This window comes from Burkholderia sp. AU44665, from assembly GCF_030504405.1.
GTDB classification, from domain to species: Bacteria; Pseudomonadota; Gammaproteobacteria; order Burkholderiales; family Burkholderiaceae; genus Burkholderia; species Burkholderia semiarida.
In genome coordinates this window covers 711192-735035 of record NZ_JAUJRI010000001.1, presented here as the reverse complement: position 1 = coordinate 735035, position 23844 = coordinate 711192, and the positions used below count along the sequence as shown (strand labels likewise).

The window sequence follows — 23844 nt, the reverse complement described above, 5'->3', positions numbered from 1 at the left end:
GGCGGCTTACTGCCGCCGCTCCCACGCACGCGCCTGCTCGGCGCGCACGAACGCTTCCGACGCCGCCGGCAGCAGGTTGCGGAACGCGCCGCCGTCGCCGTCGATCACGTCGACCATCTTCGCGATCATTTCCTCCGGGTCGTGCTGTTCGAGCGGGAACGTCAGCCGCGCGGGCGTCACGGTATGCGCGGCCGGATCGTGCCAGCGACGTATCGTTTCCATCATCCGGTCGTTGAAGCCGGTGCGGTACGGGCCGGGGTTCACGACCGCGACCTGGATTCCGTGCGGCGCGAGTTCCGCATGCATCGCCTCGGCCACGGATTCGACAGCGTGCTTCGACGCGCAATACGCGCCGGTGAACGGCCCAGTGATCAGCCCGGCGATCGACGACACGAACACGATCTTGCCGTGTTTGCGCGCGAGCATCCCGCGTGCGATCTGCTGCGTGAGTTCGAGCGGCCCGAACACGTTGACGTCGAACAACTCGCGAACGATCTCGACCGGCAGGTCGACTAGCGCGCCGGCTTCGCCCACCCCCGCGTTGTTCACGAGCACGTCGATGTCGAATTCGGCGGCGCGGGCGCGATCGTAGGCCGACGTGACGTCCAGCTTCACCGCGCGCAACGCGGTGCCGCGCTGCGCGGCATCGTCCGCCAGTGCGTCGAGCTCGACGGCCGTGCGTACGCCGGCCGTCACGTCGTGGCCGCGCGCGGCGAGCCGCAGCGCGACTTCGCGGCCGAAGCCGGTACCCGCGCCGGTGATGAGGATGCGTTTCTGTGCCATCTGCTTACCTTGTGGTGTGAAGGGTTGCCTGAAAAAGGTCGCGGCAGTGCTGTGCGATCGCGGTGTCTTCGTCGACGCTGCCGCCCGACACGCCGATCGCGCCGACGCAGCGCCCGTCGCCGTCGACGAGCGGTTCGCCGCCGCCGAACGTGACGAGCCCGCCGTGACTGTGCTCGATGCCGCGCAGCGGGCCGTCGCCCGACATCGCGCCGAGCGCGCCGGTCGACGCGCGAAAGCGCACCGCCGTCAGCGCCTTGCGCTGCGCGAGATCGATCGCGCCGAGAAAACAGCCGTCGGTGCGCACGAACGCGAGCAGGTTCGCGCCGGCATCGACGATGGCGATCGCGACGCCGGCCATCTGTAGCGATGCGGCATGCGCGAGCGCCGCGTCGATCGTGCGGCGGGCGACGGCGAGCGGCAGTGCGGCGGTGAGCGGGTTCATGCGAGGGGCTCCGATAAGACGACAGGGCCAGTGTAGGCAGTTGCGGTATATGGGAGAATCCGCATTCCGCTGGAAGCAGTTTCAAGTTTTTTTAATGATGGGGCAGGCGATGAGCAGACGCGATCCGATGGGCGGGCTGCACGTGTTCATGACCGTCGCGACGGCCGGCAACTTCACGCGCGCCGCCGCCGCACTGGGCCTGACGCCGGCCGCCGTCAGCCTTGCGATCGGGCAGCTCGAGGGCGAGTTGAACGTGAAGCTGTTCAACCGCAGCACGCGCGGCGTGAGTCTCACGGAAGCCGGCCAGCGCTACTGGCGGCAGACCGAACCCGCGTACCGGCAGGTCATGCAGGCACGCGACGAACTGAAGGATGCGTGCAGCGAGCCGAACGGGCTGCTGCGCGTGACCGCGCTGCCGCTCGCGCGCTTGCTCGTGATCGCGCCGGTGCTCGCGACGTTCCGCGAGCGCTATCCGAAAGTCCGGCTCGAAATTCGCTACGAGAACGAACTCGTCGACATCGCGAAGGACGGCTTCGATGCGGGAATCCGCCTGGCCGACCGGCTACAGCCGGGCATGATCGGCGTGCGGATCGCGCCTGCGCTGACGTGTGCGCTGGTCGCGTCGCCGGCCTATCTTGCCCGGCACGGCACGCCCGAGTCGATTGCCGCGCTCGCGCGGCATGCGTGCATCCGTTTCCGGTTTTCGGAAAGCGGACGCCTGCACAAATGGCTGCTGCACGACGGGCGACGCGACGTCGATCTCGATCCGGACGGCGTGTTCGTGACGAACGACGACGATGCGGTGATCGACGCGGCGCGCGCCGGGGTCGGCATCGCGTTCGCGTTCGTGCGCGAGCGGATCGAGCAGGACCTGCGCGACGGCACGCTCGTCGAGGTGCTGCCCGGTGCGTGCCGGACGCTGCCGCCGATGTGGCTGTATTACGTGAACCGCAAGCACGTGCCGGCCAAGCTGCGCGCGTTCATCGACGTGCTGCGCGAGCGTGACGGCGCGGGCGCGGCGTAAGCGCAGCGGCCGTTCGCTGCAGCAATGGATCCGGCGGCGCATGATGGCGGCTCCAGCCACGAAGCCATGGAGTCGCGCGATGACCATATTTCCGCATTTTCCGATTCGAACGCTCGTGATTGCCGCGGCGGTGGCGGCCGTCGCGATTTCCGGCGCACCGGCCATTGGCCAGACGTCGACGGTGCCGGCCGGCACGGCTGTCGCGACGCCCGACAATGCGGTGCTGCTGACGGTGTTCCTGAAACACGACCAATCCCGCCCGCTTGCCGAGTTGAATGCGCAACTCGCGAAGCAGGGGTTCTACAAGGCATTCCCGCCGCCGGGCGTCGAGGTGGTGAGCTGGACGGTCACGATGGGCATCGGGCAGATCGTCGTGCTGCGGCTGCCGGCGTCGCGGCTGCGCGAGGTCAATCGCGTGCTCGAGGACACGGCCTGGGGCGCGTACCGGACGGAGTTCTACCCGACCTACGATTACAAGGCGATCGGGTTGGGCGAGCATGAGCGGGCGAAATAGCGTACGGGAGCGTAGTTCCGCACCGACGGTGCGCCGCGCGGGCGCACCGGATCGACTCGTTCCCATTCCGAAACGCGCGGCGCCGTCGCGTTTTCGTCCTCACTGTCCGCGCTTGGCGCGGCAGATTTCTCCGAAATGGATCACAACGCGTTCATCCGATGAAAAAACCGCCCCGGTTCCCGGTATGATGCGCACCTGCGTTCGTGGAGCGCCGTATTTCTATGCGGTTTTGATGCGCAAGACATCACAAATTCGCACAAAGCGAACATGAAAGATTTTGTAATATAAGTTCCGTATACTCGTAAATTCTGGTTTCGGCGCCGCCCGCCCTCGTCCTGGCCGGCCGCCCACGCAGAACAACGAGATTTTCGTCGCCGCCCGGCCCACCCGCGCCGCGACACGCTATGCACCACCACTGAACACGTTATGTCTTCCCGCCACCCTGGTTCGCCCGGCCCTGCCGCGGCGGTGATCGCCCGTGCCCGGGCGCTGATCCGCAACGAGCGCGTGCTGTCGCCGCTGCTCGCGCTCGGTATCGGCCTGCTGCTGATCGTGGTTTTCCAGCACCTGTCGGAATCCGTCGACTACCGGTCGGTGATGCGCCAGTTGCGTCACATGTCCGTCGGCGAGTGGAGCGCGTCGCTCGCCGCGACGGCGCTCAGCTATCTCGCGCTCGTCGCCCGCGATGCGGTCGGCCTGCGCTACGTCGCGGCCAGGGTGCCGCGCGTCGCGCTGTGGATCGGCGCGATCGCCGGCTCCGCGCTCGGCAACGCGACCGGCTTCGGCGCGCTGACGGGCGGCGCGGTGCGCGCCCGCGTGTACGGCGTGTCGGGCGTCACGCCTGCCCAGATCGGCCGGATGACGGTGTTCACGAGCGGCACGCTGGCGCTCGCGATGGTGCTGATGACGGCGGTCGGCATGGTCTGCGTGCCGGAGGCGCTCGCCGCGATGCTGCACGTCGCGCCCGGCGTGCTCACGTGGACGGGGGCCGCGTTGCTCGTCGTGCTCGCCGCGCTGGTCGGGCTGTGCGGCAGCGCCGCGCGCCCGGTCGTCACGCGCTTCAAATGGTTGTCGTTCGACGTGCCGGCGCGGCGCGATCTCGTCGCGCAAGTCGTCTACGCGGTGCTCGACATCGTCGCCGCGGGCCTGACGCTGTGGGTGTTGCTGCCGGCGGCGCCCGTCGGCTTCCCGACCTTCATTACCGTCTATGCCGCCGCGTTGCTGCTCGGGATGATCGGCCATACGCCGGGCGGGATCGGCGTGTTCGAAGCGGCGATGGTCTTCACGCTCGGCCGCGAAGTGCCCGCGCACGAAATGGTCGCCGCGCTGATCGCGTATCGCGCGATCTATTTCGGCGTGCCGCTCGTGCTGTCGGCCGGCCTGCTGGCCGGCTTCGAAGGCCGCGCGCTGCGGCGCCGGCTCGTCACGCGGCAGGCCGCGCGCGTGTCGCAGCTCGCGCCGGTGTTCCTGAGCCTCGTGACGTTCGCGGTCGGCGGGATGCTGGTGATCTCGAGCGCGACGCCCGCGTTCTGGCACCGGATCGCGATCCTGCGCCACATCGTGCCGCTGTGGGTGCTCGAAGGCTCGCAGGTGATCTGCAGCGTGCTCGGCGTCGCGCTGCTGTTCGTCGCGCGCGGGCTGCTGCGCCGGCTCGACGGTGCGTGGTGGATGACCTTCGCATTGACGCTCGCGAGCCTCGCGCTGTCGCTGGCCAAGGGCCTCGCGTTCGTCGAGGCCGGCGTGCTCGGCACGCTGCTCGTGCTGCTGCTCGTCAGCCGCCGCCGGTTCAACCGTCATTCGTCGTTGCTCGCCGAGCGCTTCACCGTGAGCTGGTTCGTGTCGGTGGCGCTGGTGCTGATGCTGGCCGTGTGGGTGCTGTTCTTCGCGTTCCGCGACGTGCCGTACACGCGCGAGCTGTGGTCGCATTTCTCGTTCGATGCGCGCGCGCCGCGGGCGCTGCGCGCGACGCTCGCCGCCGGCGTGTTCGTTGCCTTGTTCGCGCTGTGGCAACTGCTGCGCCCGGCGCCCGGGCGTTTCGTGAAGCCCGCGGCGCAGGATCTGGTCGACGCGGAGCAGATCATCCGCGCGCAGGAATGCAGCGACGCGGGCCTCGCGCTGATGGGCGACAAGTCGTTCCTGTTCTCGGAGTCGCGGCGCGCGTTCCTGATGTACGCGAAGAACGGCCGCACGTGGGCCGCGCTCCACGACCCTGTCGGGCCGCGCGAAGAGTGGCCGGCGCTGATCAGCAAGTTCATCGCGCTCGCGCATGCGCACAGCGGTCGCGCGGCGTTCTACCAGGTGCGCGCGAACGCGCTGCCGCTGTATCTCGACGCGGGGCTCACGCTGATGAAGCTGGGCGAGGAAGCGCATATCGCGCTCGACCGGTTCGACCTGAAGGGATCGAACCGCTCGCACCTGCGCTACGCGCTGCGCCGCGGCGACAAGGATGCGCTGACGGTCGAGGTGATCGCGCCGGACGACGTGCCGGCCGCGCTGCCCGCGCTGCGCGACATCTCCGACGGCTGGCTCGACAGCCGCGATGCGCGCGAGAAGAGCTTCTCGGTGGCCGCGTTCCACGATGGCTATCTCGCGACGCAATCGGTGATGCTGGTGCGGCAGGCCGACAAGCCGATCGCGTTCGTCACGTTCATGACGACCGACCTCAACACCGAGGCGACGGTCGGCGTGATGCGCCATCTGCCGGACGCTTCGCCGTACGCGATGGAGTATCTGTTTACGCAGCTCGCGCTGCATCTGAAGGAAGCGGGGTTCCGCAAGCTGAGCCTGGGTATCGCGCCGTTCTCGGGGATGGGCGCGGCGAAGATGCCGTCGCCGTTCCACCGGCTCGGCCTGATGGTCTGGCGCTTCGGCGGCCGCTTCTACAACTTCCGCGGCTTGCGCGCTTTCAAGAGCAAGTTCGAACCGCACTGGGAGCCGCGTTATCTCGCGGCCTCGGGCTCGGTCGGCGTGTTCGTCACGCTCGCGGATCTGTCATTGCTGGCTGGAGGTCGGCGTTCATGATGTTGACGAAGGGAATCGCGCGGGCGGCAGCCGCCTGCGCGGGAATGATGCTGGCCGGCGCCGCCTGCGCGGCGCAGCCGGCCGCAGTGAAAGCCGAAACCGTGTCCGGCGGCCGCTATGGGCCCGTGATCGTGACGAAGCCAAGCGGGCCGCTGCGTGGTTTCGTCGTGCTGTTCTCGCGTGAGGCCGGCTGGCATGCCGCCGATCAGCAGGCGGCCGACGCGCTCGCGAAAGCCGGTGCGATGACGGTCGGCGTCGATTCCGCGCGTTACGCGGCGAATCTCGCCGCGAAGCAGGAGGCCTGCCACCACCTCGACGGCGACGCCGAGGCGGTCAGCCATCAGCTCGAACGTCTCGCGCAGTCGTCGCGCTATTTCACGCCGATCGTCGCGGGCGTGGGCCAGGGCGGCGCGATCGCGAAGCAGATCCTGTCGATGGCGCCGGAGAACACGATCGCCGGTGTCGTCGCGGTCGGTCCGGCCGCGAAGCTCGATCCGCGCTTCAAGCCGTGTCCGCCCGATCCGACGATCGTGCGCCGCGCGATGCCGGGCTTCGTCGAAACGGCGGCGGCGGGCGACACCGTGAAGCTCGTGTCGCTCGTCACGTCGCACCTGCGCGACACCACCAGCAGCGACGAGCTCGACGTATCGGACCTGCCGCTCGTCGAGCTGCCGGCCAAGGGCGGCAGCGACCGGCTCGCGATCGTGATCTCGGGCGACGGCGGCTGGCGCGATCTCGACAAGACGATCGCCGAGGCGTTGCGGCGCGACGGCGTGTCGGTGGTCGGCATCGACAGCCTGCGCTATTTCTGGAGCGAGAAGCCGCCCGCGCAGGTGAGCCGCGATCTGGCTCGCGTGATGCGCACCTACATGGCGCGCTGGCATGCGAGCCGCGTGGCGCTGGTCGGCTACTCGTTCGGCGCCGACGTGATGCCGTTCGCGTACAACCGGCTGCCGGCCGACCTGCGCGACAAGGTCGTGGTGATGTCGCTGCTCGGCTTCGCGCCGTCCGCCGATTTCCAGATCCGCGTGACGGGCTGGCTCGGCATGCCCGCCAGCGACAACGCGCTGAAGGTCGCGCCGGAGATCGCGAAGGTGCCGCCGGCGCTCGTGCAGTGCTTCTATGGCGCGGAAGAGACGGACACGATGTGCCCGGCGCTCGCGAACACGGGCGCCGACGTGATCAAGACGCAGGGCGATCACCACTTCGGCCGCGATTACATCGCGCTCGAAAAGAAGATCCTCGGCGGGTTCGGCAAGGCGACGGCGGCGCGCTGAACGCCGGCGGGCGCCCGCGTGACGTCGGGCGCCCGCCGGTTTGCTTGCGGTTCATCGCGTTCCGAGGTCAAGCGTCGACGACGAGCGCCGGATCGAGTGCGCGGATGCGCTGGTCGATGAAGTAGCCGCCGCCTTCCTGGTAGCGCAGGAACAGGCGGCCGCACGTGCGGCAGCGGCTGACGGTGCAGCGGTTGTACGGGAAATGGCGCGGCGCGATCGGTGCGTCGTCCGATGCGTAGCGCGTGCCGGCCGGATGATATTCCGCATAGGTCGGCTCGGCCTCGCCCGGCGCGACGAGCGTGGCCACTTCGGTCAGTTGCGTGTCCGGCAGCGACAGCGGCAGGGTCGTCCAGCCGGCGAGCGAGGTCCTCGTGCATGCGCACGGCTGCGTGACATGCGCGGCTTCGGCCGTCAGTTTCAGCAGCGCGTCGTGATCGACGTAAGGCAGTGGGCTCATGGGCAATCGGGAAAGGGCGGCAGGACCTGCAATGTAACCCGCGTGCGGCCTGGCTGCATGGCCGTGACGCGCCCCGCGCCGCGCGCATCGTGTGCGATCAGCCTGCCTTGCGGACCGGCGGCTGCGCGACCAGTTCGCCGAGCACGCGGATCGCGCGCTCGATGTCGCCGCTCCACGGATGGCCGAAGTTCACGCGCACGCAGCGCTCGAAGCCGTGCGCGGCCGAAAAGAGCGGCCCCGGCGCGAAGCTGATGCCGCGGGCGATCGCCTGGCGATGCAGTTCCATCGCGTCGATCGCGTCGGGAAACGCGAGCCACAGAAAATACCCGCCGTCGGGCCGTACCCATTCGACGCCGGCCGGCAGCCAGCGCCGCAGCGCGTCGTCCATCCGGTCGAGCTGCGCGTGCAGCGCGCCGCGCAGCTTGCGCAGGTGCCGGTCGTAGCCGCCGTGCTCGAGATAGTTCGCGATGCCGGCCTGCGCCGGAATGCTGGCCGACAGCGTCGTCATCAGCTTGAGCCGCTGCACCTTCTCCGCGAACCGGCCGGCGGCGGCCCAGCCGATCCGGTAGCCGGGCGCGAGCGTCTTCGAGAACGAGCTGCAGTGCATCACGAGGCCATGACGGTCGAACGCGCGCGCGGGCAGCGGGTAGTGCGGGCCGAAATGCAGCTCGCCGTACACGTCGTCCTCGATCAGCGGCACCACGCGCGCCGCGAGCAGGTCGACGAGCGCGCGCTTTTTTTCGGCGGACAGCGTGACGCCGGTCGGATTCTGGAAATTGGTCATGAACCAGCACGCGCGGATGTCGTGCCGGTCGAGCGCGTTCGCGAGCGCATCGAGATCGAGGCCCGTGCGCGGATCGACGGGAATCTCGACCGCACGCAGGTCGAGCCGCTCGATCGCCTGCAGCGCCGCATAGAAGCCGGGCGCTTCGACGGCGACGACGTCGCCGGGCCGCGTGACGGCCATCAGGCACAGGTTCAGTGCTTCGAGTGCGCCGTTCGTGACGACGATTTCGTCGATCGGCTGCGAGATGCCGGTGGCGAGATAGCGCCGCGCGATCTGTTGGCGCAGCGCTTCGCTGCCGGGCGGCAGGTCGACGACGGTGCTCCACGGGCTCACGAGCCGCGCAGCTTGCGCGAGCGACTTCGCCAGACGCGGCAGCGGAAACAGTTGCGGCGCCGGGAACGCGGACCCGAGCGGCACGATGCCCGGCTGCGTGGCCGCATCGAGCACGGAGAACACGAGGTTGCTGATGTCGACCTTGCGCGTGGCGCCGACGCGGCGCGTACGGCGCTTCGCCGCCGGGCTCGCGGCCGGTTGCGCGCCCGGCGCGACGTAGTAGCCGGAGCGTTCGCGCGCGCGGATCAACCCCCACTGTTCGAGCAGGTAATACGCGCGAAACACCGTCGACTGGCTCACGCCATGCTGCGCGATGATCTGCCGCAGCGACGGCAGGCGCGTGCCGACGGCAAGGTTGCCGTTGCGAATGTCGTCGGCGATCGTGTGGGCGAGGGTTTCGTAGCGTTTCATCGGCGTGGGCGGAGCGCGTCGCCGCCGCACGCGGGCCGCAGCGGCGCCGCGCCGGCGGGCGCGGCCCATTGTCCGATGCGCGGCCCGAAAAGGAAAGCGCAGGGCGGCGGCCGTGCCGTCCTGCTGCGTCGGGCCGCTTTCGGCTCGACATGTCGCTTGCCGCCGCCGCGCGGCGGCGGTTCAACCGTGCCGACGATGAGCCGATACGGCAGCGCGTCGGCCACCACGAACGTGCTTTTCGCGATCTTCATCACGCAGATGCAGGCCGTGATGGAGATCGCGCGAAATTGCCCGCGAAGTTCTGGATACCGAAGAGCGATGCGACGTCCGCGGGCGTCGGGGTGCGGCGCGGCGCGGGCCCGTGTAATTAGGTTGCGTTCAGCCGTGACGCCAGCGAGCGTGCGCGATGTGCGGCTTGTTCCGATTGCGTGCCCCTGCGTTTTATGGTCTCGTTGCGGGATATCGCATCGACCCGAAAAAGGACAGTCGAATGCAGCGGGGCGAGTCACGCGGGGTCCGATTGATCAGGGGAATCGGCGCACACAGGCGCGCACGCGGCGCCGTGCGCGCGCTGCTCGTCATATTGACGCTGGGCTTGCTGGCGCCCGTGCCGCCCACCTTCGCCGCCTCTCCCGAAACCGCCAACGACAACGTGCTGCGCGTGCTGGCGTGGCCCGGTTATGCCGACAGCGATATCGTCAGCGCATTCGAGGCGCAGTTTCATGTGCGCGTCGAGGTGACGCTGGTCGATTCCGACGAAGCGCTGTGGGCGCGCATGCACAGCGCATCGCCGCCCCCGTACGACGTGCTGGCCGCGAATACGGCCGAGATCCAGCGCTATGCGCACGAACACCTGCTCGCACCGATCGACCTGCCGCGCGTCCCGAACCGGCGGCGGCAGTTGCCGAATTTCCAGCAGCTCGCGACGATCGGCGGCCTCGTGCAGGACGGCGCGTCCTACGCGATTCCGTTCACGTATTCGTCGATGGGGCTGATCTACGACCGCAAGCAGGTGCCGGCCGCGCCGCGCTCGATGCGCGAGTTGTGGAATCCGCGTTACCGCGGCAAGGTGCTCGACTTCAACAGCGCGCAGCACAATTTCTCGTTTACGGCGCTGGCGCTCGGCTATCCCGACCCGTTCCGCCTGTCGCCTGCGCAGACGCTTGCCGTCGCCCGCAAGCTGATCGACCTGCGCCGCAACCTGCTGACGTACTACACGCTGCCCGAGGAGGCGACCGCGCTCTTTGTCCAGCATCGCGCAGCGCTGATGTTCGGCAACTACGGCACGCAGCAGGTCGAGCAGTTGCGTCGCGCCGGCGCGGACGTCGGCTACGTGATCCCGGACGAAGGCGCGCTGGCATGGCTCGACTGCTGGGCCGTCACGCGCGGCGCGCAACGTTCCCAGCTCGCGTTCGCGTGGATCAACTACATGCTCGAACCGGCGATCGGCACGCTGCTCACCGAGCGCCAGGGTCTCGCGAACACGCTCGAGCCGCCTCGCGGCGTGGAGACCGGGCGCCAGCATCTCGTCTGGATTCAGCCCGTGGAGGACATCGCGCGCCGCGAATCGCTGTGGAGCCGCATCGTGTCGGGCGACCGGCCGGAGCAGTTCGGAAAATGATCCGGCTCGGGCTCACGTCGAAGCTGTCGGTGCTGTTCGCATGCATCGGCGTGATCGCGTCCGGCACGACCGGCTACTACGCGTATCGCGCCAACCGCGCGATGCTCGTGCAGGAAGCGCAGCACAGCCTGCTGATGTCGACGCAATTGCTCGGCCAGCGCTTCACGACCGCGCTCGCCGACGTGGCCGACGATGCGCTCGTGCTCGCGCAGTTGCCGTCGTCCGCGTTCGTCGCGGGCACCGACCACCCGGACAACGCGAGCCGCATGCGGCTCGAGCAGGTGTATTACAGCTTCATGAGGAATCATCCGGAATACCTGCAGATCCGCCTGATCGCGAGCGGGCATTTCGGGATCGAACGCATTCGCCTCGATCGTGATGCGCGCGGCATCGTCGTGCTGCCCGAAAGCGTATTCCAGGAGAAAGGACAGTTTTCCTACGTATTCGATACGCTCGCGATGGCGCCCGGTCATATCTACCTGTCGCCGATCGCGATCAATCACGAGACGGGCGCGCATGCGGCGCAAGGGCTGCCGATCCTGCGCGTGGGGACGCCGGTGGTCGACGCGTCGGGCCAGACGGTCGGCGCGCTCGTCGTCGACGTCGAGCTGTCGCGCGTGTTCGACCGGCTCGAACGCGACTTGCCGCGAGACTACGGGGTCTATCTCGCGAACGAGTGGGGCGACTTTCTCGTGCATCCCGATTCGTCACAGACGTTCGGCTTCGATCGCGGCCGGCGCGTGCTGATGCAGGATCGCTTCGCGGCCACGCGCGCGCTGTTCGACAGTGCGCGCACGAACGTGACGCTCAACGGCCTCGCGCAGCCCGACGAGGCGCCGGGCCAGATGTTCGCGTTCGTGCGTACGCCGTTCGGGCACGACGACGGCAACCGCTTCGTCGTGCTCGGGATGGCCCGCCCGCTGGGCGACGTGCTCGCGCCGGCCGGCATGCTGGGCGAACGGATCGTCAGGATGGTGCTCGTATCGAGCATGCTCGCGGTGATCCTTGCGATCCTGTTCGCGCGTGCGATCACGCGGCCGTTGCAGACGCTTGCGCGCGCGGCGACGCATGTGTTCGACGATCCGGCCGCCGAGCGGCTGCCGGTCGAGCGTGCCGACGAGATCGGCGTGCTCGCGCGCTGTTTCGAAAGCATGCGCGTCGAGATCCGCACGCAGGTCGCGATGCTGCGCGCGAAGCAGCAGGAGCTCACGCATCTCGCCGGCCACGATCCGCTGACCGCGCTGCCGAACCGTATGCTGTTCATGGAGCATCTGGACGCCGCGATCCGGCACGCGGCCGCGGTACGCGAAGGGCTGGCCGTCATGTTCGTCGACCTGGACGGGTTCAAGCAGATCAACGACCAGCTCGGACACTCGGCCGGCGATCGCACGCTGGTCACCGTTGCGAAGCGGTTGACCCACGTGCTGCGCAGCGGCGACATGGTGGCCCGGCTGGGCGGCGACGAATTCATCGTGCTGCTCTCGGACGTGCATTCGCCGGCGGTGATCGGCGATGTCGCGACGCGCATCCAGATCGTGATGGCCGAGGAACTGGAGTTCGACGAACGGCGCGTGGCCGTCGGGGCGAGCATCGGTGTCAGCGAGTTCCCCGCGGACGGCGCGTCGGCCGAGGAACTGCTCGTCAAGGCCGACGCGGCGATGTACGCGGCCAAGGCGTCCGCGCAGCGCGCATGCGTGCGCTACCAGGATCTGATTCGGGGCAGCGCGCCGGACGAGACCGGCCGCGTCGCGTCGGGCGGCCGCTGACGGCGGGCCGAAACGCGAAGAGCCCGTCGCGGGACGGGCTCTTCGCCGTGCGGGCTGCGCGCGCAGGGCGCGCGGCGGCGCGCTTAATGGCCGAAGTAGACCGAGTCGTGCCGGCTTTGCACCCGCACGGCCGGTGCGCCGCTCTCGCCGGTCGCGGCCGGTTGCGAACCGAAGCCGCTGTTGTCGACGCCGCGCACGCGGGCTTCCGCGGCCTGGACGTCGGCCGGGTAGTACGGGCTCGACTGGCTCGGCTTGTAGCCGGCGTTTTCGAGCTGGACCAGTTCATTGCGCACCTGGGCACGGGTCACGGTGCTTTGTGCGAATGCGCCGAACGAGGCGGACAGGGCGACGGCGGCTGCGACTGCGGAAACGAGCGATTTCATGATGACCTCCGGTGTTTATTGGCTTTCCGCGTTCGACGCCATGTCGTCAGCGGTTGAATACATCGTAGGCGCGGGGTCACCTAGGGTAAACGTGAATTTGAGTGAAAGATCGTTGCTTTCGCGGTAACAATGCCGCGACCGAACCCCTTCTGTCCCCACGCTGTATTACGGGGATTGAACGGAGTGGCGGGAGAGTGAAAGGGCGGGATGTCGCGCGGGCGCGGGCGCCCGGGCGTCGAAGGGCCGGCGACCGTCGCGCGGCGGCACGGCTCGCGCCAGGGTGCCGGCTCAGACCCCGTCGTCGTCGATTTCCTTGCGCTCGCGGCGCTCCTCGTTGCCGCGACGCGCGCGCAGCCGCTGGCGCGACAGGACCGCGATCACTTGCTGGGTCGGCGCGCCGGACGGCAACTCGTTGCGGATGCGATCGGGGACCATCGGCAGGCCCGCGCGCTGCCGGCGCAGCGCCTTGGCGATTGCCCGGCGGCATTCGTCGCCGTGGCAATCCCATTCATCGCGGATTCTCAGGCAATAACGGCATTGTTCCATCCGGCTAGTCTAGCGCGTCTTCGGGAATGAAGCAGGACGTGGTGCCGGACGCCGGCGGCGCCGGGCGTGGCAGTCGTTCAGTCGGATTGAAGTGCATCATCGAATGGTGCGGCGTGGCGACGCGTGGCTGTCCGCTGCCTGACCGCAGGGCCGGTTCAATATAATTCAAGAGAACGCGGCATACCATGCACAGAATACATGCCCTCGAACAAGGAAACCCGATGACGCTTGCCCAGTTGCAGGCCCTGGCTGCGGTGGTGGAGCTCGGCTCGCTGACGGCCGCGGCAGACCGGCTCAGCCGCAGCCAATCCGCGATCAGCCACGCGCTGACGGAGCTGGAGGACATCACGCAGATCAAGCTGCTCTGGCGCGACCGGCAGCCGGTCGTCCTGACGGCGGCCGGCGAACGCCTGTGGCCGTATGTGCAGAGCGTGGTGCGGGAAGCGCAGATGCTGCGTCAGCAGTTCAGCCTGGCGCGCGGCAAGCTCGAAGGAAAGCTGGTGGTCGCGTCGCTGCCGAGCGTCTCGCTGGCGTTCGTCGTTCCCGCGCTCGAGGCGTTGAAGGCGATGCACCCGGGCGTATCGGCGGTGCTGCTCGAAGGCACGGACAGCGAAGTCGAAGGGTGGATCGACGACGGGACGGCCGACGTCGGCGTGGTGGCCGGCACGAAGACGTTCGCGCACAACCTGCCGCTGCTCGACGAGGATTTCGTCGCGGTGGCGGCCGCCGACATGTTCGCCGGCCGCAAGAGCGTGTCGGCCAGGCAGTTGGCCGCGGCGCCGTTCATCTTCTCGAAGGCCGGGTGCGGGCCGGTGATCGCGGATTACTTCGCGCGCGGCGGCGCGCCGCTTCGGGCGGCGTTCAACGTGGTCGAGATGCGCACCATCCTGTCGATGGCTGAAGCCGGCATGGGCGTGTCGATCGTGCCGCGCATCACGCTCACGTACACACCGTTCGGCGGCCGCGTGCTGGCCCTGTCGCCGCGGCTGCATCGGTCCGTGCGGCTGGCGTGGAATACCGCCGGCAACGCGGTCGCCGACGCGTTCGTGCGGCTCGTCGACGCGCAACGTGCGAAAGCGGAAAAGACGATTCGCACGCGCGCGAAAAAGGGCAGGTAGCGGCCGGCCGCAAGATGAACGGCGCTCATGGGCCGCTTGCAGTTTATTCATGCCGACGACGGCCGCGATGCAATACATTGTTCGCACCTCGTGATCGTCGCCCTGAAGGAGCGTGCCGTGCCTGCCTTGCCCACCCTGTTTGCGTTCGGACTCGTGTCGCTCGGCATGGTGCTGACGCCCGGACCGAACATGATCTATCTGGTTTCGCGCTCGATCTGCCAAGGCCGCCGCGCCGGGCTGGTGTCGCTCGGCGGCGTCGCGCTGGGATTCGTGTTCTACATGGTCTGCGCGGCAGTGGGCATCACCGCGCTGGTGATGACCGTGCCGTATGCGTACGATGCGCTGCGCGTTGCCGGCGCGCTGTATCTCGCCTACCTCGCGTGGCAGGCGCTGAAGCCGGGCGGGCGCTCCGCGTTTCAGGTCAGGGAGTTGCCGCACGACAGCCGCATCAGGTTGTTCGCGATGGGCTTCATCACGAACCTCGCGAACCCGAAGATCGCGGTGATGTACCTGTCGTTGCTGCCGCAGTTCATCGTGCCGGGGCACGGCAGCGTGCTCGCGCAATCGCTCGCGCTCGGCTGCGTGCAGATCGCGGTGAGCGTCAGCGTCAACGCGCTGATCGCGTGCGCGGCCGGTTCGATCGCGGGCTTTCTCGCGGGGCGGCCGCTCTGGGCGGCGGTTCAGCGCTGGCTGATGGGGACGGTGCTGGCCGGGCTGGCGATGCGGATCGCGCTCGAATCGCGAAGCTAGCGCGGTGGACGCGGCTCCGAGCACGGCCGGTCGCGATCCGGCCTGCCGTCAATGCCCCGGCCATCGTCACCCGTGGCAATTGCCCTCGGCCTGCTTGCTCGTCCGCACGGGCTTGGCCTTGTCACGACGCCGGCCGCGTGTCGCGAGCCAGCACAGGATCGACCCGCCGCACACCATCGACGCGCCTTGCCAGAATTCGGCGGACAGCGGCGCATCGAGCAGCATCGCGGCGAGGGCAGCGGCGAGCACCGGCGTGAAGTACGATGCGCCGACGATGATCGTCACGTTGCCGTGCATGATGCCGGTGTTCCAGGCCGCATAGCCGAAGCCGAGCGCCGACGCGGCCAGCACGAGATACACGACCGCGTGCCAGCTGAACGTCATGGCGCCGCCGCCTTCGATCGCGAACTTGATCCAGAGCACCGCGGCGACCAGCATGAAGAATGGCGTGACGCCGTTCCTGCCGTCGGCGAGGCGCGCGGTCACCGTGCAATAGCCGGCCCAGATCAGCGCGCCGAAGAACGCCAGCCCGTAGCTGAGCGGATTGTCCGCGACGTTGCGCAGCATGCCGGCCGGATCGAGCCCCTGGTCGCCGCCGAGCACCCGGCAGATGCCGAGCATCGACAGCAGGACGCCCGGCACGACCAGCAGGTTCGCGCGCTGCTTGTTGAACACGATGGCGGCGACCAGCGTGAGGCTCGGCCACAGATAGTTGACCATCGCGACTTCGATCGCTTGCTGACCGTTGCGCGCATAGCCGATCGACAGCGACAGGCATACCTCGTACGACACGAACAGCAGCCCGCCCCAGAGCAGATAGTTTTTCGGGAATCGGCTCAGGTCGGGGAAGCCGATCGAGAACAGCAGCAGCACGGACGCCACCGTATAGATCATCGCCGCGCCGCCGGTCGCGCCGAGGCTTTCGCTGACCCCGCGAACGAGCGCGACCACCGACGCCCATAACAGCACCGCGCCGAGCCCGAGGAGCGTTGCCTGGTTCTTGCCTTTCATGCTTGCTGCGTGTTTCAACATGCCCATTCGATTTCGGATGATTCGGGTCGGCTCGCGCGTGCTGTTGTCGCGAGCAGCGGTACCAAGCGAAGGTTCCGCCGGAAACGCGCATTTTACGGGGGCGCGGCCGTTGCGGCGTTGCAGCCGCACGGGCATGTATGACGGATTCGGTCGCGCGAACCGATCACGCGTCGTCGATGCGCCACGGTGCGCCAATTTCCGACAACGCGGGTCGATCGAGTCGAGCATCGCGTTCGCATCGGGCCGAGCGTGGTGACAAGGAGGAAACCGGCTTCGTCGATCGACAGATCGATCAGCGGCCAGCCGCCGGCCGCATCGCGAACTTCAAGCCGCCGTTCGTGTGGATCGACGTCGACGTCGCCATGCGCTTGTCGCGGCACATGGCGATGGCATCGAATGCGGCGGCCGAAGGCGGCGTGTGAATGCGGTATTCGAAACTCATCTGCATGGGGCGGTGTGCGAGGCGGGCAGTCTAACTCGCGCCGGGGTATTCCGTTCTCGACGGCAACGCGTCGGACGTCCGCCGCAGCGGGCGCCCGACGCGGCGATCACCGCTCGTGCCGCTTCTTGCTCAGCTCGATCGTCTCGAACAGCTCGTATTGCGCGGTCGGCTGCTGATCGGCGCCCGGCGCATGGTAGTAGCGCATCGTGATCGTCGTGTGGCCGCCCGGCTTGCCCGGATCGTGGTCGAACACCGCGATGCCGTAGCCGGTGCCCGTATCGCGGCGCGCGGACCAGATCGCATCCTCGAGCGCATCGGCCGGCTGGCGCACGAACGTGTTCGGCGCGGTGCCCGGCACCGGCCGGTTCGGCTTCGTGAACACCTTCGCCTGCGCGAAGCCGGTCGACGGGTTTTCGCCGTACACGTCGAGCGGCGCGCTGGTGCCGCCGCCGCCGAGGATCAGGTGGATCGTGCCGTGGCTCGTGTCGAACGTCGTGCGGTCGGGATCGTTCGAGCCGACCGGGCGCGGCTGCAGCGTTTCGACCACTTCGCCGGTCTTCGCGTCGACGCCCGCGCGGTGATTGCAGCCGCGCACCGGGTAGCTGCGCTCGTAGTCGTGATCGTGGCCGCACAGTACGAGATCGACGCCGTAGCGGTCGAACAGCGGCAGCCACGCTTCGCGAATGCCCTTGTCGGACCCGTTGCCCGTCTTCGACGAACTGAGCGCGTCCTGGTGCATCTGCACGACGATCCAGTCGATGTCGTCGTCATGCGCGGCGTGCCGCAGCGTGCGTTCGAGCCAGCGTGTCTGCTCGCCGTTGCTGTAGCCGCGCACATAGAACGACGTACCGGGCTCGATCGGCGGGCGGCCGGTGCTCGCGGCCGGCACGAGCGGCGCCGGGCCGCCGACGAACGCGGCGGCATCCTGGTACACGACGTCGTCGGCGTCGAGCGACACGAACAGCACCGAGCTCACGCGGAAGCTGTACCAGCGGCCCGGGAAGTGCGTGCCGTTCTCCGGCAGCGTGTAGCGGGCGAGGTACGAGTCGATCCCCTGCGGACCGTTGTTGAATTCGATCTCGTGGTTGCCGGGGCACGGCATCCACGGGCGATTCGCGGCCGACGTCTGGTTGTTGTTGCCGAAATCGCGCCAGACGTCGGGCTGGTGCGCGGGGTTCAGGTTCGCGTAGCAGAGGTCGCCGTTCAGCAGGTGAAACAGCGGCTGGAACTGCTCGACCGCCTGCACCGCGAAGCGGCTCTGCGGCGACGACAGCACCCACGCGCCGTTCGGCGTCGCGAGGTCGCCGTAGCTCGTGAAACGAAACGGTGCGCGGCCGCGCGGCGCGGTCGAGAAATTCGCGGAGAACGGCTGCGCGGCATGGCTGTCGTTGTCGGCCGTGATCTCGTAGCGGTAGCGCGTATCCGGCTTCAGCCCGTGCACGCGCGCGTGGTACGTGAACACCGTTTCGCCGTTCAGGCCGTCGGTGTACAGGCGCTGGACGCCGTGCACGGTGCGCGCCGGCTCGCCGTCGGCGACGATGCGCGCGCGCGGGTTCACGGCCGGCGCGAGCGACGCCCACGAGATCACGACTTCGGACGTCGGGTCGTTGCCCCACGTCAGGTGAACCTGTTCGGGCGTGCCGTCCGGGTTCGACGCGCCGGCGCGGGCAGCCGCGAGCCCGCCGGCGGCGGTGGCGAGGCCGGAGACGCCGGCGAGTTTCAGGAAGCCGCGACGCGACACGGAGGCGGCCGGCTCGTTCGGCTGGTCAGGGAGAGTGTCCTGGTTCGACATGGTCGGTGTTTTCGTTGATGGGGCGCGAGGTGGGGAACCGTGCGGCCATGCGCGAGCACGGCCGGGGCCTGGGCCGGAAACGAGCGGGATCCCGGTCGCATGCATTGTCGAAGGGCAGTTTTGCCGCGGTGTGACAGTACCGCGACCCGGCGTCTGCGGCGGTCGATGTGCAAGGGTGCGTGTCGCGGCCTCCGATCTGCTCCCGCGCCCGTTCGCTGTCTCCGAAATTATTTGCCGACACCGCGACGGATTTCTCCTGCCTGCTCCGTTTAACGCATGAACGACCGCTTCTGGTCGATGCCCGTTATTTCGGAGTCTTTCATGAAACTTTCCGTTCCGTTGCGATTGGCTGCCGGATGCGTGGCCGCGCTTGCGGCGTCGGCGGCATTCGCGCAGGCCGTCATCGTCGCGCCTTACGCGCCGCCACCGCCGCGCGTCGAAGTGATGCCGGCGCCCCGTGCGGGTTACGTATGGGATCAGGGCCACTGGCACTGGCGGCAAGGCCGCTACGTATGGATTCCGGGCCACTGGCAGGTCGTGCGGGTCGGTTACCACTGGGTGCCCGGACACTGGGCCGCGCGCGGCCCGGCCTGGCGCTGGGTGCCGGGTCACTGGGCCTGACGCGCAGGCCGCCGCCCGGCATGCGATGCCGGCGCAGCGGATTTTCCACGCAATATCGTGAGCCGAAGCGATGCCTTTTCGAACCATCGTGATCGTGGCGGCCGCAGCCATCGTGCTGGCCGGCTGCGTCGTGGTGCCGGCCCGGTCGGTGTATTACCGGCCCGCGCCGGTCGTCGTATATTGATCGCGCCGGCCGACGCTCGCGCGGCTGGCTGACAGGATCGACATGCGGCGCGAACCGGACGTCGATGAAACGGATATGGCCGACACCGTGTGCCATGTCGGGCGCGACGCGCGCGGCGTTGACGAACGGGCGGCATGGCGCCGTCCGGCGCCGGCCCGACGCATGCAAGGAGAGCACCACGATGAGCTTCAGCCGGGCGGCGGTTCCCTCTGCCGTGACAGTGCAGCGCTCGCGCGCCGCTCGACGGAGCCGGCGGCGTTGAACGATCGCGGCGACCGCGATCCGGACGCGGAACTCGTCGCGCGCGTCGGCGCGCGCGATTCATCGGCGGTGCGCGTGCTCGTCGCGCGCAAGCTGCCGCGGCTGCTCGCATTGGCGACGCGCATGCTCGGCGACCGGAACGAAGCCGAGGACGTCGCGCAGGAGACGTTCTTGCGAATCTGGAACCAGGCGCCGCGCTGGCGCGAAGGCGAAGCCCGCTTCGACACGTGGCTGCATCGCGTCGTGCTGAACCTGTGCTACGACCGGTTGCGCGGCCGGCGCGAGGAGCTCGTCGATACGCTGCCCGACGTGCCCGACACGCAACCGGAGCCGGCCGCGCATGCGGAACTGCGTTCGCGCGACGCGCGCGTGCGGCAGGCGCTGGCCGCATTGCCGCCGAGGCAGCGGGAAGCGCTGGTGCTCCAGTACTATCAGGAAATGTCGAACGTGGAAGCGGCCAACCTGATGGGCATCACCGTCGATGCGCTGGAAAGCCTGCTCGCCCGTGCGCGGCGCAATCTGCGCGCGCAACTGGCCGGCGACCCACCTAGCGAGGACAAGCGATGACACCCGAACGATTTCGCACCATCGTCGCCGCGTACGGCTCGGACGCGCGGCGCTGGCCGGCCGCCGAGCGCGCGGCCGCCGAGGCGTGGGCGCACGCGAACCCGCGCGACGCGCTGCTGGCGCTCGACGATGCGGCCGACCTCGATGCGTGGCTCGCGTGCGATACGGTCGAGCCGCCGGCGCCGTCGCTCGTCGAGCGCATCGTCGCGACGGCGCCCGCGCCGCGGCGCGCACGCCGGCGCGGCGCCGTATGGTGGTCGGGCGCGGCGTTCGCGGGCGTTGGCCTGGCCGGTGCGCTCGCGGGCGCGGTGGCCGTGTCGATGCTGATGCTCGGCAGCGCGCCGCCGGCGCCGCACGAGCCGGGCTATCTGACGACGACGTTCGGCAGCCCGAGCGTGGACGGGAGCGACGAATGACCGAACGCGGCTGGAAACTCACCCTCGTCGGCTCGGTCGTGCTGAACGTGTTCATGCTCGGCGCGATCGGCGGCGGCGCATATCAATGGTTCTCGACGCATCGCGACCTGCATGCGGGCGGCACGCCCGCGCAGCGCACGGCGTTGCGTTTCGCGGCGGACGAATTGCCCGATGCGCGGCAGCGCGAGTTCGCCGCCGCGCTGAAGGCGGCGCGCAAGAGCGGCCGCGATTTCGCGCGCGAAGGGCGCGACGGCCGGATTACCGTGCTGGACCTGCTCGCCGCGCCGCAACTCGATCGCGCGGCGATCGATGCGGCGCTCGAGCGCACGCGCGCGGCCGACACCGCGATGCGTGCGCAGGTCGAGCGCAGCGTCGTCGATTTCGCGGCAACGCTGACGCCCGACGAGCGCGTGAAGTTCGTCGACGGGTTGCAGCACAGCGGCAACTGGCGTCTGCCGCCGAAGCTGCGGAAGAAGCCGGACGCATCGGCGAGCGAGTAAGCCGCGCGCGGGCGGCACGCGACTCCGCGTATTGCTCGCGCGTCATGCGTGTGCCGGTTCCGGCGCATTGCCCGGGCGTTGTCCGTCGACGATGTGCGCCGCCGTGCGGCGAGATTTCCGCCCGGCGTTTCCCCGATCACGAAAAATATTTTCCCGCCCCGCGACGGATTTCCCGGTGTGCTTGCGTTGAACGTGAGTACGCACCGCAAGAGAGCCCGTCATGGACCATCCGAACGACGCCACGCCGGCCGCGATCGCGCTGAACCGTTTCGGTCTCGGCGCACGGGCCGACGAAGCACCGCCCGCCGAGCCGAAGGCGGCACTCGTCGCGCAATTCGACCGCTACGACGCGCGGCCCGCCGCATGGGCCGGCGAGCCGGACGCGGTCACGCTTGCCACGCGCTTCGCGAACATCCGCAACGCGATGACGGGCGACGACGCGGCCGCGAAGCGCGCGACCGCGCAATCGATCCGCCGCGACGGCTACGATGCGTATCGCAGCGCCGTCGCCGCGCGCATGAACAGCGCGCTGACCACGTCCGCGCCGTTCGTCGAACGTCTCGTGCATTTCTGGGCGAACCATTTCGCGGTATCGGTCGACAAGGGGCAGGTGGCCGCGTATGCGGGCGCGTTCGAACGCGACGCGATCCGTCCGCACGTGCTCGGCCGGTTCGAGGACATGCTCGTCGCCGTCGAGCAGCATCCCGCGATGCAGGTGTTCCTCGATCAGGCGCGCTCGGTCGGCCCCGACAGCCCGGCCGCGCTGCGTGCGCAGGCACGCAATCCGTCGGCGAAGCGCGGGCTCAACGAGAACCTCGCGCGCGAAATCATGGAGCTGCACACGCTCGGCGTGCGTACCGGTTACACGCAAGCCGACGTGACGGAATTCGCTCGTGCGTTGACCGGCTGGAGCATCGCCGGCGGGCGCGGGCCGCAGCCGGGCGATGCGGCGCCCGGCGCATTCGTGTTTCGCCCGAATCTGCACGAACCGGGCACGCGCACGGTGATGGGCCGCACCTACGATCAACCGGGCGAAGCGCAGGCGCGCGCGATCCTGCATGACCTCGCGCGTTCGGAGGCGACGGGCCGGCACATCGCGTTCCAGCTTGCTCGTCATTTCGTCGCCGACAACCCGCCGCCCGCGCTGACCGACCGGCTCGCGCGCGCATTCGCCGCGAGCGGCGGCGATCTGCCGACCGTCTATCGCGCGCTCGTCGATGCGCCCGATTCGTGGGCGCCGGTCAACCGCAAGTTCAAGACGCCGTGGGAGTGGGCCGTATCGTCGCTGCGCGGGCTCGGCTGGCGCGACACGGGTGATCTCAAGGCCGCGCCGCTGCTCGCGCAGCTCGGCCAGCCGGTGTGGCGGCCGGGCTCGCCGGCCGGCTACGACGACGTCGCCGCGAGCTGGGCCGCGCCCGACGCGCTCGTGCGCCGCGTCGAGATCGCGCAGCGTCTCGCCGCGCGTACGGGCGACCGGCTCGACCCGCGCACGCTCGGCGACACGCTGCTCGCCGGTTCGATGAGCGCGCCGACCGCGACCGCGCTCGCGCGCGCCGAAAGCGCGACGACGTCGCTCGCGCTGCTGCTCGTGTCGCCCGATTTCCAACGGAGATGACCATGGCACTGTCCCGCCGACAATTCCTCAGCGTTGCCGCCGCCGGCGCGGGCGCGATCCTCGTCGCGCCGCGGATCGTATTCGCGAATGTCGAAACCGACCGGCGCTTCGTGTTCGTGATCCAGCGCGGCGCGGCCGACGGCCTGAACATCGTCGTCCCGTATGCGGAGCCCGCGTATGCGTCGCTGCGCGGCCCGCTCGCGATCGACACGGCGGCGGCGACGCGGCTCGACGGCACGTTCGCGCTGCATCCGTCGCTCGCGCAGACCGCGCAGTTGTACCGCGACGGCCACGCGCTGTTCGTCCATGCGATCGCGTCGCCGTATCGCGACCGCTCGCATTTCGACGGCCAGAACGTGCTCGAAACGGGCGGCCGTGCGCCGTACCAGGTGAAGGACGGCTGGCTGAACCGGCTCGCCGCGCTGCTGCCGGCGACGCGCGACAGCGCAATCGCGTTCGCGCCGACCGTGCCGCTTGCGCTGCGCGGCACGGTGCAGGCCGCGTCGTATGCGCCGTCCGGTTTGCCGGCCGCGCCGGACGATCTGCTCACGCGCGTGTCGGCGCTCTACGAAGCCGACGCACAGCTCGGCCCGTTGTGGCAGTCGGCGATGGAAGCGCGCGGCCTCGCCGGCGATGCGCATGCGCGGCAGGACCCGGCCGGCGTCGGCAAGCTCGCCGCGACGTTTCTCGCGCGCGACGACGGGCCGCGGATCGCGATGATCGAGACGGGCGGTTGGGATACGCACAGCGCGCAGAACGCGCGGCTCGCGAATCAGTTGAAGGCGCTCGATACGATGCTCGCCGCACTGCGCGACGGCCTCGGGCCGGCATGGCAGCAGACCACGGTGCTGGTCGCGACCGAGTTCGGCCGCACGGCCGCGGCGAACGGCACGGGCGGCACCGATCACGGGCAGGCGTCGGTCGCGATGCTCGCGGGCGGCGCGGTCGCAGGCGGGCGTGTGATCGCCGACTGGCCGGGGCTGCGGCCCGGCGACCTGTACGAAGGGCGCGACCTGAAACCGACCGCGTCGCTCGACGCGCTGATCGCGGGCGCGGCCGCCGACAGCCTTGGGCTCGACCCGCGCCGCACCGCGTCCGCGTTGTTCGCGGAAAGCGGCGCGACACGGCCGATGAGCGGCCTGATTCGCGGGGGCGCGTGACGCGGTGCATGCCGCGCGCGG

Annotated in this window: 24 protein-coding genes; 15 read left to right on the top strand and 9 right to left on the bottom strand. The window is 69.3% G+C overall.

Annotated features, from left to right (window positions below; all coding sequences use genetic code 11):
- Nucleotides 1-6: 6 nt before the first annotated feature.
- The gene (locus tag QZM15_RS03270) at nt 7-783 is read right to left on the bottom strand and encodes an SDR family oxidoreductase (RefSeq protein WP_059585051.1); all 777 of its coding nucleotides are present in this window, start codon (nt 781-783) and stop codon (nt 7-9) included.
- A 4-nt stretch (nt 784-787) separates the two neighbouring features.
- Nucleotides 788-1225 (bottom strand): heme-binding protein, encoded by a 438-nt coding sequence (locus QZM15_RS03265; protein ID WP_059585052.1) that lies wholly within the window; start codon nt 1223-1225, stop codon nt 788-790.
- Nucleotides 1226-1334: 109 nt separating this feature from the next.
- On the opposite strand from QZM15_RS03265, the gene QZM15_RS03260 reads away from it, so the two are divergent.
- The 4 genes from QZM15_RS03260 (at nt 1335) to QZM15_RS03245 (ending at nt 7061) form a co-directional block, all read left to right on the top strand.
- The gene (locus QZM15_RS03260) at nt 1335-2249 is read left to right on the top strand and encodes a LysR family transcriptional regulator (protein WP_302105795.1); all 915 of its coding nucleotides are present in this window, start codon (nt 1335-1337) and stop codon (nt 2247-2249) included.
- Between the two features lie 79 nt (nt 2250-2328).
- Entirely contained in the window at nt 2329-2763 is a 435-nt protein-coding gene (locus tag QZM15_RS03255) for a hypothetical protein (protein ID WP_302105794.1), read from the top strand.
- A 426-nt stretch (nt 2764-3189) separates the two neighbouring features.
- Nucleotides 3190-5784: a bifunctional lysylphosphatidylglycerol flippase/synthetase MprF gene (mprF, locus tag QZM15_RS03250; protein WP_302105793.1), complete on the top strand. Its 2595-nt coding sequence runs from the start codon at nt 3190-3192 to the stop codon at nt 5782-5784.
- Nucleotides 5781-7061: a virulence factor family protein gene (locus QZM15_RS03245; protein ID WP_302105792.1), complete on the top strand. Its 1281-nt coding sequence runs from the start codon at nt 5781-5783 to the stop codon at nt 7059-7061. Before mprF ends, QZM15_RS03245 begins: the two co-directional genes overlap by 4 nt.
- 67 nt (nt 7062-7128) lie before the next feature.
- Here QZM15_RS03245 and QZM15_RS03240 read toward each other — a convergent pair whose 3' ends face one another.
- The 3 genes from QZM15_RS03240 to QZM15_RS03230 form a co-directional block, all read right to left on the bottom strand.
- A complete protein-coding gene (locus QZM15_RS03240; protein ID WP_059585056.1) occupies nt 7129-7518 on the bottom strand; it encodes a hypothetical protein in 390 nt (129 codons plus the stop codon).
- A 97-nt stretch (nt 7519-7615) separates the two neighbouring features.
- Nucleotides 7616-9049, bottom strand: a complete 1434-nt coding sequence (locus QZM15_RS03235) for a PLP-dependent aminotransferase family protein (protein ID WP_302105791.1) — start codon at nt 9047-9049, stop codon at nt 7616-7618.
- Nucleotides 9046-9300: a hypothetical protein gene (locus QZM15_RS03230; protein ID WP_302105790.1), complete on the bottom strand. Its 255-nt coding sequence runs from the start codon at nt 9298-9300 to the stop codon at nt 9046-9048. The genes QZM15_RS03235 and QZM15_RS03230 overlap by 4 nt, the downstream gene beginning before the upstream one ends.
- Before the next feature lie 239 nt (nt 9301-9539).
- Between QZM15_RS03230 and QZM15_RS03225 the strand changes: the two genes are divergently transcribed.
- Together QZM15_RS03225 and QZM15_RS03220 are read left to right on the top strand one after the other, a co-directional pair.
- The gene (locus QZM15_RS03225; protein ID WP_302105789.1) at nt 9540-10670 is read left to right on the top strand and encodes a PotD/PotF family extracellular solute-binding protein; all 1131 of its coding nucleotides are present in this window, start codon (nt 9540-9542) and stop codon (nt 10668-10670) included.
- Entirely contained in the window at nt 10667-12436 is a 1770-nt protein-coding gene (locus QZM15_RS03220; RefSeq protein ID WP_059585060.1) for a GGDEF domain-containing protein, read from the top strand. The genes QZM15_RS03225 and QZM15_RS03220 overlap by 4 nt, the downstream gene beginning before the upstream one ends.
- A gap of 83 nt (nt 12437-12519) precedes the next feature.
- Here QZM15_RS03220 and QZM15_RS03215 read toward each other — a convergent pair whose 3' ends face one another.
- Both QZM15_RS03215 and QZM15_RS03210 read right to left on the bottom strand, forming a co-directional pair.
- Nucleotides 12520-12819, bottom strand: coding sequence for a DUF4148 domain-containing protein (locus tag QZM15_RS03215; protein WP_059585061.1), 300 nt, complete (start codon nt 12817-12819; stop codon nt 12520-12522).
- Nucleotides 12820-13107: 288 nt separating this feature from the next.
- A complete protein-coding gene (locus QZM15_RS03210) occupies nt 13108-13365 on the bottom strand; it encodes a hypothetical protein (protein ID WP_059585062.1) in 258 nt (85 codons plus the stop codon).
- A gap of 221 nt (nt 13366-13586) precedes the next feature.
- On the opposite strand from QZM15_RS03210, the gene QZM15_RS03205 reads away from it, so the two are divergent.
- Both QZM15_RS03205 and QZM15_RS03200 read left to right on the top strand, forming a co-directional pair.
- Entirely contained in the window at nt 13587-14483 is an 897-nt protein-coding gene (locus QZM15_RS03205) for a LysR family transcriptional regulator (RefSeq protein ID WP_226222923.1), read from the top strand.
- Nucleotides 14484-14600: 117 nt separating this feature from the next.
- Nucleotides 14601-15233, top strand: coding sequence for a LysE family translocator (locus tag QZM15_RS03200; protein WP_226222921.1), 633 nt, complete (start codon nt 14601-14603; stop codon nt 15231-15233).
- 66 nt (nt 15234-15299) lie between these two features.
- Here the strand turns inward: QZM15_RS03200 and yddG are convergent, their stop codons facing one another.
- On the bottom strand, nt 15300-16244 hold the full coding sequence (yddG, locus tag QZM15_RS03195; RefSeq protein ID WP_226222914.1) for an aromatic amino acid DMT transporter YddG: 945 nt from the start codon (nt 16242-16244) through the stop codon (nt 15300-15302).
- A gap of 158 nt (nt 16245-16402) precedes the next feature.
- Here yddG and QZM15_RS03190 point away from each other — a divergent pair, with 158 nt between their 5' ends.
- A complete protein-coding gene (locus QZM15_RS03190) occupies nt 16403-16687 on the top strand; it encodes a hypothetical protein (protein WP_226222912.1) in 285 nt (94 codons plus the stop codon).
- A gap of 126 nt (nt 16688-16813) precedes the next feature.
- Here QZM15_RS03190 and QZM15_RS03185 read toward each other — a convergent pair whose 3' ends face one another.
- The gene (locus tag QZM15_RS03185) at nt 16814-18499 is read right to left on the bottom strand and encodes a metallophosphoesterase family protein (protein WP_302105788.1); all 1686 of its coding nucleotides are present in this window, start codon (nt 18497-18499) and stop codon (nt 16814-16816) included.
- 321 nt (nt 18500-18820) lie between these two features.
- Here QZM15_RS03185 and QZM15_RS03180 point away from each other — a divergent pair, with 321 nt between their 5' ends.
- The 6 genes from QZM15_RS03180 to QZM15_RS03155 all read left to right on the top strand — a co-directional run bounded on the left by QZM15_RS03180 (nt 18821) and on the right by QZM15_RS03155 (nt 23823).
- Nucleotides 18821-19120 (top strand): YXWGXW repeat-containing protein, encoded by a 300-nt coding sequence (locus QZM15_RS03180; protein WP_059639951.1) that lies wholly within the window; start codon nt 18821-18823, stop codon nt 19118-19120.
- A gap of 226 nt (nt 19121-19346) precedes the next feature.
- Nucleotides 19347-20132 carry an RNA polymerase sigma factor gene (locus tag QZM15_RS03175; RefSeq protein WP_124862045.1) on the top strand — a complete coding sequence of 262 codons (786 nt, stop codon included), beginning with the start codon at nt 19347-19349 and terminating at the stop codon, nt 20130-20132.
- A complete protein-coding gene (locus tag QZM15_RS03170) occupies nt 20129-20548 on the top strand; it encodes a hypothetical protein (RefSeq protein WP_060310888.1) in 420 nt (139 codons plus the stop codon). The genes QZM15_RS03175 and QZM15_RS03170 overlap by 4 nt, the downstream gene beginning before the upstream one ends.
- Entirely contained in the window at nt 20545-21048 is a 504-nt protein-coding gene (locus QZM15_RS03165; protein WP_060310889.1) for a periplasmic heavy metal sensor, read from the top strand. Before QZM15_RS03170 ends, QZM15_RS03165 begins: the two co-directional genes overlap by 4 nt.
- Nucleotides 21049-21268: 220 nt before the next feature.
- The gene (locus QZM15_RS03160) at nt 21269-22663 is read left to right on the top strand and encodes a DUF1800 family protein (protein WP_302105787.1); all 1395 of its coding nucleotides are present in this window, start codon (nt 21269-21271) and stop codon (nt 22661-22663) included.
- The gene (locus QZM15_RS03155; RefSeq protein WP_302105786.1) at nt 22660-23823 is read left to right on the top strand and encodes a DUF1501 domain-containing protein; all 1164 of its coding nucleotides are present in this window, start codon (nt 22660-22662) and stop codon (nt 23821-23823) included. Before QZM15_RS03160 ends, QZM15_RS03155 begins: the two co-directional genes overlap by 4 nt.
- Nucleotides 23824-23844 lie beyond the last annotated feature (21 nt).

Bases quoted from the DNA above. Each gene is read 5' to 3' on its own strand.
- QZM15_RS03270 (WP_059585051.1), bottom strand. From the start codon at position 783: ATGGCACAGAAACGCATCCTCATCACCGGCGCGGGTACCGGCTTCGGC.
- QZM15_RS03265 (WP_059585052.1), bottom strand. From the start codon at position 1,225: ATGAACCCGCTCACCGCCGCACTGCCGCTCGCCGTCGCCCGCCGCACG.
- QZM15_RS03260 (WP_302105795.1), top strand. From the start codon at position 1,335: ATGAGCAGACGCGATCCGATGGGCGGGCTGCACGTGTTCATGACCGTC.
- QZM15_RS03255 (WP_302105794.1), top strand. From the start codon at position 2,329: ATGACCATATTTCCGCATTTTCCGATTCGAACGCTCGTGATTGCCGCG.
- mprF (WP_302105793.1), top strand. From the start codon at position 3,190: ATGTCTTCCCGCCACCCTGGTTCGCCCGGCCCTGCCGCGGCGGTGATC.
- QZM15_RS03245 (WP_302105792.1), top strand. From the start codon at position 5,781: ATGATGTTGACGAAGGGAATCGCGCGGGCGGCAGCCGCCTGCGCGGGA.
- QZM15_RS03240 (WP_059585056.1), bottom strand. From the start codon at position 7,518: ATGAGCCCACTGCCTTACGTCGATCACGACGCGCTGCTGAAACTGACG.
- QZM15_RS03235 (WP_302105791.1), bottom strand. From the start codon at position 9,049: ATGAAACGCTACGAAACCCTCGCCCACACGATCGCCGACGACATTCGC.
- QZM15_RS03230 (WP_302105790.1), bottom strand. From the start codon at position 9,300: ATGAAGATCGCGAAAAGCACGTTCGTGGTGGCCGACGCGCTGCCGTAT.
- QZM15_RS03225 (WP_302105789.1), top strand. From the start codon at position 9,540: ATGCAGCGGGGCGAGTCACGCGGGGTCCGATTGATCAGGGGAATCGGC.
- QZM15_RS03220 (WP_059585060.1), top strand. From the start codon at position 10,667: ATGATCCGGCTCGGGCTCACGTCGAAGCTGTCGGTGCTGTTCGCATGC.
- QZM15_RS03215 (WP_059585061.1), bottom strand. From the start codon at position 12,819: ATGAAATCGCTCGTTTCCGCAGTCGCAGCCGCCGTCGCCCTGTCCGCC.
- QZM15_RS03210 (WP_059585062.1), bottom strand. From the start codon at position 13,365: ATGGAACAATGCCGTTATTGCCTGAGAATCCGCGATGAATGGGATTGC.
- QZM15_RS03205 (WP_226222923.1), top strand. From the start codon at position 13,587: ATGACGCTTGCCCAGTTGCAGGCCCTGGCTGCGGTGGTGGAGCTCGGC.
- yddG (WP_226222914.1), bottom strand. From the start codon at position 16,244: ATGAAAGGCAAGAACCAGGCAACGCTCCTCGGGCTCGGCGCGGTGCTG.
- QZM15_RS03190 (WP_226222912.1), top strand. From the start codon at position 16,403: ATGACGGATTCGGTCGCGCGAACCGATCACGCGTCGTCGATGCGCCAC.
- QZM15_RS03185 (WP_302105788.1), bottom strand. From the start codon at position 18,499: ATGTCGAACCAGGACACTCTCCCTGACCAGCCGAACGAGCCGGCCGCC.
- QZM15_RS03180 (WP_059639951.1), top strand. From the start codon at position 18,821: ATGAAACTTTCCGTTCCGTTGCGATTGGCTGCCGGATGCGTGGCCGCG.
- QZM15_RS03175 (WP_124862045.1), top strand. From the start codon at position 19,347: ATGCGGCGCGAACCGGACGTCGATGAAACGGATATGGCCGACACCGTG.
- QZM15_RS03170 (WP_060310888.1), top strand. From the start codon at position 20,129: ATGACACCCGAACGATTTCGCACCATCGTCGCCGCGTACGGCTCGGAC.
- QZM15_RS03165 (WP_060310889.1), top strand. From the start codon at position 20,545: ATGACCGAACGCGGCTGGAAACTCACCCTCGTCGGCTCGGTCGTGCTG.
- QZM15_RS03160 (WP_302105787.1), top strand. From the start codon at position 21,269: ATGGACCATCCGAACGACGCCACGCCGGCCGCGATCGCGCTGAACCGT.
- QZM15_RS03155 (WP_302105786.1), top strand. From the start codon at position 22,660: ATGACCATGGCACTGTCCCGCCGACAATTCCTCAGCGTTGCCGCCGCC.